This is a genomic window from Empedobacter sp. UBA2044, assembly GCF_002333005.1.
GTDB lineage: Bacteria > Bacteroidota > Bacteroidia > Flavobacteriales > Weeksellaceae > Empedobacter > Empedobacter falsenii_B.
Map to the genome: position 1 here is coordinate 119077 of NZ_DDBA01000066.1, position 13238 is coordinate 132314.

The window sequence follows — 13238 nt, forward strand, 5'->3', positions numbered from 1 at the left end:
ATCTAAACATTTTTTCGATTCAAAAAAATACTGTTAAAAAGATTAATGTATTTTATTTTTAAATTATTCGCATTAATATCATAAATAATTATCAATTTAATAATTGATCTAACATTTATAAGATTATTTTTAATGATTTGATAGTTTTGATTGCATAAAAAAATCCCCCAATCTAAGATTGAGGGACTTTTTGAAATATTAAGAATGATTCTTAAGCTTCGTAAGTTGCAGTACCGTTGTTTACTTGAGGTTCTTTGATTTCACCAAAGCTTTTCTCAAAGTTAGTTACGTTTTCTGCTAACGATTGAGATAATTGTTTTGCTTGTAATGGAGACAAAATAATTCTTGATTTTACTGATGGTCTAGCACCTGGTAAAAATTGAACGAAATCTACAACGAACTCAGATGGTGAGTGGTTGATGATTGCTCCTGTAGCATAAACACCTTGAGCTACTAATTCGTTTAACTCAATGTTTAATCCTTCGTTTTGTTGATTTTCTGACATTATAATTCTTGTTTTGCGTTTATTAATTCCTCGTATTCACGGTTAGATCCTACGATGATGTTTTGATACTCTTTTAATCCAGTTCCGGCAGGAATTAAGTGTCCAACAATAACGTTTTCTTTTAATCCTACTAAACCGTCTACTTTACCAGCTACAGCTGCTTCGTTAAGAACTTTTGTAGTTTCCTGGAACGATGCCGCAGACATGAAAGATTTAGTTTGTAAAGATGCTCTTGTAATACCTTGTAAAACGGCTTCTGCTGTTGCAGGTAAAGCCTCACGAGCTGTCACTAAGTTTTTGTCTTCACGTTTTAATTTAGAGTTTTCGTCACGTAATTCGCGAACTGTGATGATTTGTCCTGGACTTAATGTGTCAGAATCACCAGCATCTTCTACGACTTTCATTCCAAATAAACGATCGTTTTCTTGCATGAAATCGTCTTTGTGCTCTAAACTATCTTCTAAGAATCTTGAATCTCCTGAGTCTACAATACGAACTTTACGTAACATTTGACGTACGATAATTTCGAAGTGTTTGTCATCAATTTTTACCCCTTGTAAACGGTATACATCTTGAATCTCGTTTACTAAGTATTCTTGAACCGCTGTTGGCCCTAAGATTCTTAAAATATCTTCTGGTGTAATTGCTCCATCTGATAAAGGCTCACCTGCACGTACGAAGTCATTTTCTTGAACTAAGATCTGTGCTGATAATTTAACTAAGTAACGACGGATTTCACCATTTTTAGATTCAACGATGATTTCACGGTTACCACGTTTTATTTTACCAAAAGAAACAACTCCATCCATTTCACAAACAACTGCTGGATTAGATGGATTACGAGCCTCTAACAACTCTGTAATACGAGGTAAACCTCCTGTAATATCGCCAGATTTAGCTGACTTACGAGGAATCTTAACTAAGATTTTACCTGCATTAATTTTTTCACCATCATTTACCATTAAGTGTGCACCTACTGGTAAGTTATATGTTTTTTCTTCACCATCAATCGTGATAACTCTTAACGCTGGAACTAATTTTTTATTACGTGATTCAGAAATAACTTTTTCTTGGAATCCTGTTTGCTCATCGATTTCAATTTGGAAAGTTACCCCTTGCTCTAATTGTTCGTATTCGATTTTACCAGTAGATTCTGCGATGATTACCCCGTTATAAGGGTCCCAACTTGCAATCTCTTGACCTTTTTGAACTTTAGCTCCGTTTTTAACAGATAAGATAGTACCATAAGCGATGTTAGTTTGTTGACGAACGTTTCCTAAATCGTCAATTACTTTCATCTCTGTAGAACGAGAAACAACTGTATCTACTTTGTTACCTGCATCATCTGTCGATTCAACAGTACGTAAGTCATCAAACTCAATTGTACCATCAACTTTAGCATTAATTGTATTTTGCTCAGAAACGTTACCCGCAGTACCCCCAACGTGGAAAGTACGTAATGTTAACTGTGTACCAGGCTCACCAATAGATTGCGCAGCAACTACACCAACTGATTCACCTTTCTGAACACCTTTACCTGTAGCTAAGTTGCGTCCGTAACATTTAGCACAAATTCCAGTTTTTGCTTCACATGTTAATGGAGAACGAACTTCTACATTTTCAATACCAGCTGCTTCTAAGGCATCACCAATATCTTCTGTAATAATGTTACCAGCAGAAATGATTAATTCACCATTATCTGGGTTGTAAATATCATTTAATGAAGTACGACCTAATACACGAGAAGATAAACTTTCGATGATTTCTTCTTTTTTCTTAAGTGCAGATACTTCTAAACCTCTTAATGTACCACAATCTTCGTGCATTACGATAACGTCTTGCGCAACGTCAACTAAACGACGAGTCAAGTATCCAGCATCGGCAGTTTTTAAGGCAGTATCGGCAAGACCTTTACGCGCACCGTGCGAAGAAATAAAGTACTCTAAGATAGACAGACCTTCACGGAAGTTAGAGATAATTGGGTTTTCGATGATATCCCCACCAGTAGAACCAGCTTTTTGAGGTTTAGCCATCAATCCACGCATACCTGATAACTGACGAATTTGCTCTTTAGATCCACGTGCTCCAGAATCAAGCATCATGAATACAGAGTTAAATCCTTGTTGATCTTCTGTCATACGTTTCATTACAATTTCTGTTAATGTCGCGTTTGTTGTTGTCCAAACATCAATAACTTGGTTGTAACGTTCGTTATTTGTAATAAGACCCATGTTATAGTTCATCTTAATGTTCTCAACTTGGTTGATCGCACCTGAGATAAGGTCTTTCTTTTGTTCTGGGATTAAGATATCTCCTAATGAGAATGATAAACCACCCTCGAAGGCATTACGGTATCCTAATTGTTTCATATCATCTAAGAAAGCAGCCGTTGTAGGGAAATCTGTAATCTTGATAATTTTATTAATAATTGTACGTAACGATTTTTTCGTTAATACTTCATTAATATAACCTACTTGTTTCGGAACGATTTGGTTGAATAACACACGTCCTACAGAAGTTTCGATTAATTGATTTTCTATCAACTCCTCTCCTACACGAATTGTTCCTTTTACACGAATTGGCGCGTTTAAGTCAACAGCTCCTTCGTTGTATGCAATTTGAACTTCTTCATCTGAATAGAAAGTTAATCCTTCTCCTTTTACTGTAAATTGGTGGTCTGTACGACGAATTTTCGTCATGTAGTAAAGACCTAAAACCATATCCTGAGAAGGTACAGTAATTGGAGAACCATTTGCAGGATTCAAAATATTTTGAGAAGCCAACATTAATAATTGTGCTTCTAAAACAGCTTCTGGTCCTAATGGTAAGTGAACAGCCATCTGGTCACCATCGAAATCGGCATTGAAGGCAGTACACACTAATGGGTGTAAACGAATTGCTTTACCTTCGATTAATTTCGGTTGGAATGCTTGGATACCTAAACGGTGTAACGTAGGGGCACGGTTTAATAAAACTGGATGACCTTTGATTACATTTTCTAAAATATCCCAAACAACTGGCTCTTTTCTATCGATAATTTTCTTAGCCGATTTAACTGTTTTTACAATTCCACGCTCGATTAATTTACGAACTACGAATGGTTTGTATAATTCAGCTGCCATATCTTTTGGTAAACCACATTCGTGTAATTTAAGTGTTGGTCCAACAACAATTACAGAACGAGCAGAATAATCTACACGTTTACCTAATAAGTTTTGACGGAAACGACCTTGTTTACCTTTTAATGAATCAGATAATGATTTTAACGGACGGTTACCATCAGCTTTTACAGCAGATGCTTTACGCGTGTTATCAAATAATGAATCAACCGCTTCTTGTAACATACGTTTTTCATTACGTAAGATTACTTCTGGCGCTTTGATTTCCATTAATCGTTTCAAACGATTGTTACGGATAATTACACGACGATATAAATCATTTAAATCTGATGTTGCAAAACGACCACCATCTAATGGAACTAACGGACGTAATTCTGGTGGAATAACCGGAATAACGCGCATTACCATCCATTCTGGACGGTTTACGTGGTGCATATTTGACTCACGTAACGACTCAACAACTTGTAAACGTTTTAACGCTTCTGTACGACGTTGTTTAGAAGTTTCGTTGTGTGCTTTGTGTCTTAATTCGTAAGATAACTCATCTAAATTGATACGAGATAATAGGTCTTCTAATGCTTCAGCACCCATTTTCGCAACGAATTTATTAGGATCTGTATCTTCTAGATATTGATTCTCGATTGGAAGAGTTTCTAAGATATCTAAATACTCTTCTTCTGATAAGAAATCTAATCTATTTAATTCTTCACCTTCTGGTCCTTTTGCGATACCTGGTTGAATCACTACATATCTTTCATAGTAAATTACCATGTCTAATTTCTTAGATGGTAATCCTAAGATGTAACCAATTTTGTTTGGTAATGAACGGAAATACCAAATATGTGCAATTGGCACAACAAGATTGATGTGTCCAATACGCTCACGACGAACTTTCTTTTCAGTAACTTCAACCCCACAGCGGTCACAAACGATACCTTTATAACGGATTCTTTTATATTTTCCGCAGGCACATTCGTAATCTTTTACAGGTCCAAAGATACGCTCACAGAATAACCCGTCACGCTCTGGTTTGTGCGTTCTATAGTTAATCGTTTCAGGTTTTAAAACTTCACCTTTAGATTCTTGAAGAATCGATTCTGGAGAAGCTAACCCGATACGGATTTTTGAGAATTGACTTGTTTTATTTTTTGTTGACATATAGAAATGTATCTAACAATTATATTATTATAACGAAAAAGGTAGAATAATAGGTTGCCCTATTATTCTTCCAAGTTTATGTCTAATCCAAGACCTTGTAATTCATGTAACAATACGTTAAATGATTCTGGAATACCAGGTTCTGGCATTGGCTCTCCTTTTACGATTGCTTCGTAAGTTTTCGCACGTCCAATTACGTCATCCGACTTAACTGTTAAGATTTCGCGTAAGATATTAGATGCACCGAATGCTTCTAATGCCCAAACCTCCATCTCTCCGAAACGTTGTCCACCGAATTGTGCTTTACCTCCTAATGGTTGTTGAGTAATTAATGAGTATGGTCCGATAGAACGCGCGTGCATTTTGTCGTCAACCATGTGTCCTAATTTCAACATGTAAATCACCCCTACAGTAGCTTTTTGATCAAAACGTTCTCCAGTATTACCGTCATATAAATATGTTGTACCGTGTTTTGGAATACCTGCTTCTTCTGTGATGCGATCGATATCAGCGATTTCAGCACCATCGAAGATAGGTGTAGCAAATTTTTGACCCATTTTAAGTCCAGCCCATCCTAATACCGTTTCATAAATCTGACCGATATTCATACGAGATGGTACCCCAAGTGGATTAAGTACGATATTTACTGGCGTTCCGTCTTCTAAGAAAGGCATATCTTCGTCGCGAACGATACGTGCAACAATACCTTTGTTACCGTGACGTCCTGCCATTTTATCCCCTACTCTTAGTTTACGTTTTTTCGCAATGTAGATTTTTGCTAATTTAACGATACCTGCAGGTAACTCGTCTCCAACAGAGATTGTAAATCTTTCGCGGTTAAGTGCTCCTTGTAAATCATTGTACTTAATTTTGTAATTATGTAACAATTCTTTTACTAATTCGTTCTTATCCTCGTCTGTTGTCCAAAGAGACTCTGCTCCAGTTAAATTTAAGAAATCTTCAACATTAGATAAGATTTTTTGTGTGTATTTTACACCTTTCTTGATTACTTCTTCGTTCAAGTCGTTGTAAATACCTTGAGAAGTTTTTCCGTTTAATAAAACGTATAATTTCTCTAATAAAATCTCTCTTAATTCGTTGAATTTAACGTCGTACTCAGCTTCTACACTATCAATAATAGCTTTGTCTTGAGAACGTTTACGTTTATCCTTAATACTACGTGAGAATAATTTTTTGTCGATAACAACACCACGTAATGATGGAGAGGCTTTAAGAGAAGCATCTTTTACATCACCTGCTTTGTCACCAAAGATCGCACGTAATAATTTTTCTTCTGGAGTTGGATCAGATTCTCCTTTTGGAGTAATCTTACCAATCAAGATATCACCAGGTTTTACTTCTGCTCCAATACGGATCATACCGTTTTCGTCTAAGTCTTTTGTAGCCTCTTCCGAAACGTTAGGAATGTCTGAAGTTAATTCTTCCATACCTAATTTTGTATCACGTACATCTAATGAATACTCATCGATGTGGATAGATGTAAACCAGTCTTCGCGAACAGCTTTCTCAGAGATTACAATGGCATCCTCGAAGTTGTATCCTTGCCAAGGCATAAAGGCAACAACCATGTTACGACCAATTGCTAATTCTCCTCCTTCTGTTGCATAACCTTCAGATAAAACTTGTCCTTTCTCTACACGATCACCAACTTTTACAATTGGTTTCAACGTAATTGTAGTTCCTTGATTCGTTTTTCTGAATTTTGTTAAATTATATGTTTTCTCAGCAGTATCGAAGCTTACTAATTCTTCGTCTTCTGAGCGATCATATTTAATTGTTATAATGTCAGCATCAACATAAGTTACTGTACCTTCACGTTCTGCATTTACTAAGATTCTTGAATCTTTTGCAACTTGTTTTTCTAATCCAGTACCTACAATTGGTGCTTGAGGTTTTAATAATGGAACTGCCTGACGCATCATGTTCGATCCCATTAACGCACGGTTGGCGTCATCATGCTCCAAGAAAGGAATTAATGATGCTGAGATAGATGCAATCTGGTTAGGTGCAACGTCAATTAAATCAACTTCTGCTGGCGTTACAACAGGGAAATCCCCATCTTCACGAGCAGTTACACGTTCAGTAGCAATAGTACCATCGTCTGTCATGTCGATATTGGCTTGAGCAATTACTTTTGATTCCTCCTCTTCCGCAGTTAAATAGATTGGTGCTGATTCGACGTCCACTTTTCCATCTTCTACTTTTCTGTACGGTGTTTCGATGAACCCTAAGTTATTAACTTTAGCGAATACACATAATGACGAAATCAAACCAATGTTTGGTCCCTCAGGAGTTTCAATTGGACATAAACGTCCGTAATGAGTGTGGTGTACGTCACGTACCTCGAATCCCGCTCTTTCTCTTGATAAACCTCCAGGTCCTAATGCTGATAAACGACGTTTGTGTGTAATCTCTGATAATGGATTTGTTTGGTCCATGAACTGAGATAACTGGTTCGTTCCGAAGAATGAGTTGATAACAGATGATAATGTTTTAGCATTAATCAAATCGATTGGTGTAAACACCTCGTTGTCACGAACATTCATTCTTTCACGGATAGTTCTAGCCATACGAGCTAAACCTACTCCGAATTGGCTAGCCATTTGCTCACCTACCGTTCTTACACGACGGTTAGATAAGTGGTCGATATCATCCACCTCTGCTTTAGAGTTGATTAATTCGATTAAGTATTTAATAATCGAAATGATATCTTCACGAGTCAATACTTGTACGTCCTCGCTAATGCTTAAGCCTAATTTTTTATTTAATCTGTAACGACCTACTTCACCTAATGAATAACGTTGATCAGAGAAGAATAATTTGTCAATAATTCCTCTTGCTGTTTCCTCATCTGGTGGCTCAGCGTTACGTAATTGTCTATAGATATACTCTACTGCCTCTTTTTCAGTATTAGTAGGGTCTTTTTGTAAAGTATTATGGATAATTCCATAATCAGCAGAATTGATGTCTTCTTTGTGTAATAAAATCGTCTTAACACCAGAATCTACGATTTGATCGATGTGATCTTTCTCTAAGATTGTTTCACGGTCTAAGATAATTTCATTACGCTCGATAGATACAACTTCTCCTGTATCTTCATCTACGAAATCCTCGTGCCATGTATTTAATACACGTGCAGCAAGTTTACGACCTACAACTTTCTTTAAATTAGCTTTATTAACTTTTACTTCTTCTGCTAAGTCGAAAATTTCTAAGATATCTTTATCTCTTTCGTATCCGATAGCACGTAATAAGGTAGTTAATGGTAACTTTTTCTTACGATCGATGTAAGCGTACATTACGCTGTTGATGTCTGTTGCGAACTCAATCCAAGATCCTTTGAAAGGAATGATACGAGATGAGTACAATTTTGTACCATTCGCGTGGAAAGATTGTCCGAAGAATACCCCAGGAGAACGGTGTAATTGAGATACAATAACACGCTCTGCACCATTAATAATGAATGATCCTGAAGGAGACATATAAGGAATTGTTCCTAAGTATACGTCTTGCACTACAGTTTCGAAATCTTCGTGTTCTTCGTCCGTACAGTACAATTTAAGACGAGCTTTCAATGGTACGCTGTACGTTAATCCTCTTTCGATACACTCATCAATTGTGTAACGTGGTGGATCTACGAAATAATCTAAGAATTCTAAAACAAACTGATTGCGAGTATCCGTAATTGGAAAATTCTCAGCAAATGTTCGGTAAAGACCTTCATTTTTTCGTTGGTCAGGTCTTGTTTCCAACTGGAAAAAATCTTCAAACGATTTGATCTGAATGTCAAGGAAATCTGGGAACTGAGCGACTGCTTTTGCAGAAGAGAAGTTCAATCTTTCTTTTTTCTCAGTCGAGTTGCTTAATGTTGCTTTAGTGGCCAATTTCGAATGAATTTTGGTTTATATAATGACTTTATGCGTAAAAAGGTTTAGACCTAACACGTCCTGTGTTAGGTCCAAACCTATATTTTTGAGTAATAAAAATTACTTCAATTCTACTACTGCACCAGCTTCTTCTAGCTGTTTCTTTAAAGCTTCAGCTTCGTCTTTAGAAACTGCTTCTTTAACTGTTGCTGGAGTTGAATCTACTAAATCTTTAGCTTCTTTTAATCCTTTTCCAGTTAATTCTTTAACTAATTTAACAACTGCTAATTTAGATGCACCTGCTTCTTTTAAGATTACGTCGAATTCTGATTGCTCTTCAGCAGCTTCACCTGCTCCACCTGCAGCAACAACTACAGCAGCAGCAGCTGGTTCGATTCCGTATTCATCTTTTAAGATTGTAGATAATTCATTAACTTCTAAAACTGTTAAGTTTACTAACTCTTCAGCTAATTTTTTTAAATCTGCCATTTTAATGCTTTTTGTTTTTTAAACTTTTATTTGATATGAGTGTGTCTTATTCTTCTGAAGCTCCTTCTTCTGCTTTTGCAGCCTCTTTGTTCTCTAATTGAGAAACAACAGTTTTGATTGGAGATTGAAGTAACATGATGATGTCTGCGATTAATTCTTCGCGAGATTTCAATGCTACTAATTGTGGTAATTTGTCATCACCTACGAATGTATTATCTTCAATCCAAGCTCCTTTTAAAATAGGTTTTTCAGATTTTTTTCTGAAAGTATCGATTACTTTAGCTGGTGCATTACCAACTTCAGCAGTCATTAATGCTGTATTTCCTTTTAAAGATCCGTAAAGCTCTTCGAAGTTTTTGTCTTCGATTTGCTCCATAGCTTTCTTTAATAAAGTGTTTTTTACTACGCGTAAAGATACATTGCTTTTGAAGCAAGCTCTTCTTAATTCAGTAGTATTAACAGCGTTTAATCCGTCGATATCTGCTAAGTAGATGATTTTTGCTTCTGCTAATACAGCTTGCAATTCATCTATCATATTTGCTTTATCTTGTTTTGTCATTGCCATAATCTACTAATTTTAAGCGTTTACACTTTTTGGATCTACTGATACACCTACAGATTGAGTTGTAGAAAGCGTGATGCTTTTTACATATGTTCCTTTAGCAGCTGTTGGTTTTAATTTAATTAAAGTTTGAATTAACTCATTCGCATTTTCTTTAATTTTATCAGCATCGAAAGATACTTTACCAACTGCAGCGTGGATGATTCCGTAACGATCTACTTTGAAGTCGATTTTACCTGCTTTTACTTCAGAAACGGCTTTACCTACTTCTAAAGTTACAGTACCTGATTTTGGGTTAGGCATTAATCCACGAGGTCCTAAAACACGTCCTAATGGTCCTAATTTACCCATAACAGCTGGCATAGTAACGATAACGTCAACATCTGTCCAACCTTCTTTAATTTTTTGTAAGTATTCGTCTAATCCTACATAGTCTGCACCTGCTGCTTTAGCTTCTGCTTCTTTGTCTGGAGTAACTAATGCTAATACTTTTACATCTTTACCTGTTCCGTGTGGTAATGAAACTACACCACGAACCATTTGGTTAGCTTTCTTAGGATCTACACCTAAACGAACTGCTATATCTACAGAAGCATCAAACTTAGCGTAGTTAACTTCCTTTACTAATGATGATGCTTCATCAATAGAGTAAAGTTTGTTTTTTTCTACTTTAGCTAATACTTCTTTTTGTCTTTTTGTTAACTTTGCCATTTCCTAAAATGTTTTAATTATTCTGGAGCTTGCCCACCTTTTACAGTTATACCCATAGAACGTGCAGTTCCAGCAACCATTTTCATAGCAGATTCAACAGTAAAACAGTTCATGTCCGCTAATTTGTCTTCAGCAATAGCTCTAACTTGATCCCAAGTAACAGTACCAACTTTTTGACGGTTTGGTACACCTGATGCTTTTTTCAATTTCGCAGCTTCCATTAACTGAATAGCAGCTGGTGGAGTTTTAATTACGAAATCGAATGATTTGTCTTGATACACAGTAATAACAACTGGTAACACTGCACCTTGTTTTTCTTGTGTACGTCCATTAAATTGTTTACAAAACTCCATGATGTTAACACCTGCAGCACCTAAAGCTGGCCCTACTGGTGGCGAAGGATTTGCTTGTCCTCCTTTAACTTGAAGTTTTACAACTTTTTCAATTTTTTTTGCCATTTTTTTAATTCTTAAAATTAAGCGTTATGTGGAAGCAGCCTAAATTTCTACTTTTAATTTGTTGATAGATTGATTATGCAATCTTTTCAACTTGGTTAAAACTTAACTCTAGTGGTGTTTTACGTCCGAAGATTAAAACCATCACTTCAAGTTTACGTTTATCTTCAATGATTTTTTCAACTGTTCCGTTGAAGCCATTGAATGGTCCGTCGATTACTTTTACAGTTTCTCCTACGATGTAAGATATTCCTAAGTTTGTATCAACGTTTTCTGCTAATTCGTCAACTTTACCTAACATTCGGTTAACTTCCGATTGTCTCATTGGTACAGGATCACCTCCTTTCGTTGCACTCAAAAAGCTAATTACACCTGATGTATTCTTTACCATGTGAGGAATTTCCCCTACAAGTTCGGCTTCTATCATGATGTAACCAGGAAAGTGTACTTTTTCCTTTTGATATTTTTTACCGTTACGGATTTGAATCACTTTTTCCATAGGAACAACAATTTGTCCTACATAATCATTCAAATTTTGGTACTGAATTTCTCTTTCAATATAATCCTTAACTTTCAGCTCTTGTCCAGCTACAGTCTTGATTACATACCATTTCTTTTCACTCATGATTCTAATTACTAAACGGGATATTTTACAAACTAAAAAGCGCCGTAGATAAAGTTAAGCACTTGTGTGAATAATGTATCTACCGCATATAAAAATATAGCTAACAAAACTGTAGCTATTGCAACAATAATTGTGTCTCTTTGTAGATCTGAGAATGATGGCCATGTAACATGATCTTTAAATTCTACAAAGGAATCTTTAAAATATTGTACGACTTTCATATCGTTTTCATTTAGCACGGGCACAAGGATTCGAACCCTGATCAACGGTTTTGGAGACCGCTATTCTACCATTGAACTATGCCCGTAGATAAAAAGAGTGGTAATCATTGAAGATTACCACATCTTCTATATTATATTTTGACTAATTAGTCTAAAATTTCAGTTACCTGACCAGCACCAACTGTACGTCCACCTTCACGGATTGCGAAACGTAAACCTTCGTTTAATGCGATTGGTTGTAATAATTCAACTGTAATAGTTAAGTTATCTCCTGGTAAAACCATCTCAACTCCTTCTGGTAAGTTGATTTCCCCTGTTACGTCAGTTGTACGTACGTAGAACTGTGGACGGTAACGGTTATGGAATGGAGTGTGACGACCACCTTCTTCTTTAGTTAAGATATAAACCTCAGCTTTGAATTTTTTGTGTGGTTTAACAGATCCTTGTTTTGCGATAACCATACCACGACGGATGTCAGTTTTATCAACACCACGTAATAATAAACCTACGTTATCACCAGCTTCACCTCTATCTAAGATTTTACGGAACATTTCAACACCTGTTACAGTAGAAGTTAATTTTTCTTCTCCCATACCAACGATGTCAACTGGATCCCCAGAGTTAATTACACCAGCCTCGATACGTCCTGTAGCAACAGTACCACGACCTGTAATAGAGAATACATCCTCTACTGGCATTAAGAATGGTTTATCTTGATCACGAACTGGTTGCTCAATCCACTCATCAACATTGTTCATTAAGTTTAATACAGTTTCAACCCATTGAGGCTCACCGTTTAATGCACCTAAAGCAGATCCTTGGATAACTGGAGTGTTATCTCCGTCATATTCGTAAGAAGATAATAAATCTCTTACTTCCATTTCTACTAACTCTAATAACTCAGCATCGTCAACCATATCAACTTTGTTTAAGAAAACAACGATACGAGGAACGTTTACTTGGCGACATAATAAGATGTGCTCACGAGTTTGAGGCATTGGACCATCAGTAGCAGCTACTACTAAGATACCACCATCCATTTGAGCAGCTCCTGTAACCATGTTTTTTACGTAATCCGCGTGACCTGGACAGTCAACGTGTGCGTAGTGACGGTTAGCAGTTTCATACTCTACGTGAGATGTATTAATTGTAATACCACGCTCTTTTTCTTCTGGAGCATTATCGATTTGATCGAAAGCTTTTGCTTCTGAATAACCAGCATCAGCTAATACTTTAGTAATCGCTGCAGTCAAAGTTGTTTTACCGTGGTCAACGTGACCAATAGTACCAATATTTAAGTGCGGCTTATTACGGTTGAAAGTTTCCTTTGCCATTTTACTTTTTATTAATTTCTATTGTTATACTTAAATTAAAAAAATAACTTTAAATTATTTTCAAGTGTAAAAGTACACTTTTTGATTTATATAAAGATATTAATTTTTGACTCGCGTTAACCTTGGTTTAAATGAGTTTCAACAACTACTTAAAAGATTAACTATACTGGAC

At 36.1% G+C, this 13238-nt stretch carries 10 protein-coding genes and 1 tRNA gene; all 11 read right to left on the reverse strand.

Going from position 1 to position 13238, the window contains the following annotated elements; translation table 11 throughout:
• Nucleotides 1-211 precede the first annotated feature (211 nt).
• The gene (locus tag B4E59_RS12305) at nucleotides 212-505 is read right to left on the reverse strand and encodes a DUF3467 domain-containing protein (protein ID WP_038331074.1); all 294 of its coding nucleotides are present in this window, start codon (nucleotides 503-505) and stop codon (nucleotides 212-214) included.
• Complete coding sequence (gene rpoC / locus B4E59_RS12310; protein WP_291047741.1) at nucleotides 505-4782, reverse strand: DNA-directed RNA polymerase subunit beta'; 4278 nt, start codon at nucleotides 4780-4782, stop codon at nucleotides 505-507. Before rpoC ends, B4E59_RS12305 begins: the two co-directional genes overlap by 1 nt.
• A gap of 62 nt (nucleotides 4783-4844) precedes the next feature.
• A complete protein-coding gene (rpoB, locus tag B4E59_RS12315; RefSeq protein ID WP_125349434.1) occupies nucleotides 4845-8687 on the reverse strand; it encodes a DNA-directed RNA polymerase subunit beta in 3843 nt (1280 codons plus the stop codon).
• Between the two features lie 102 nt (nucleotides 8688-8789).
• Nucleotides 8790-9158, reverse strand: a complete 369-nt coding sequence (gene rplL, locus B4E59_RS12320) for a 50S ribosomal protein L7/L12 (RefSeq protein WP_019974307.1) — start codon at nucleotides 9156-9158, stop codon at nucleotides 8790-8792.
• A 46-nt stretch (nucleotides 9159-9204) separates the two neighbouring features.
• Nucleotides 9205-9717 (reverse strand): 50S ribosomal protein L10, encoded by a 513-nt coding sequence (gene rplJ, locus B4E59_RS12325; protein WP_125349460.1) that lies wholly within the window; start codon nucleotides 9715-9717, stop codon nucleotides 9205-9207.
• A gap of 18 nt (nucleotides 9718-9735) precedes the next feature.
• A complete protein-coding gene (rplA, locus tag B4E59_RS12330) occupies nucleotides 9736-10431 on the reverse strand; it encodes a 50S ribosomal protein L1 (RefSeq protein ID WP_038331070.1) in 696 nt (231 codons plus the stop codon).
• Between the two features lie 17 nt (nucleotides 10432-10448).
• The gene (gene rplK, locus B4E59_RS12335) at nucleotides 10449-10889 is read right to left on the reverse strand and encodes a 50S ribosomal protein L11 (protein WP_038331069.1); all 441 of its coding nucleotides are present in this window, start codon (nucleotides 10887-10889) and stop codon (nucleotides 10449-10451) included.
• A 73-nt stretch (nucleotides 10890-10962) separates the two neighbouring features.
• Complete coding sequence (gene nusG / locus B4E59_RS12340; protein ID WP_219033762.1) at nucleotides 10963-11511, reverse strand: transcription termination/antitermination protein NusG; 549 nt, start codon at nucleotides 11509-11511, stop codon at nucleotides 10963-10965.
• Nucleotides 11512-11543: 32 nt separating this feature from the next.
• Nucleotides 11544-11732, reverse strand: a complete 189-nt coding sequence (gene secE / locus B4E59_RS12345; protein ID WP_038331172.1) for a preprotein translocase subunit SecE — start codon at nucleotides 11730-11732, stop codon at nucleotides 11544-11546.
• A 15-nt stretch (nucleotides 11733-11747) separates the two neighbouring features.
• Nucleotides 11748-11818 (reverse strand) — tRNA-Trp (locus B4E59_RS12350).
• A gap of 60 nt (nucleotides 11819-11878) precedes the next feature.
• Nucleotides 11879-13066, reverse strand: coding sequence for an elongation factor Tu (tuf, locus tag B4E59_RS12355; protein WP_038331067.1), 1188 nt, complete (start codon nucleotides 13064-13066; stop codon nucleotides 11879-11881).
• Nucleotides 13067-13238: the final 172 nt, after the last annotated feature.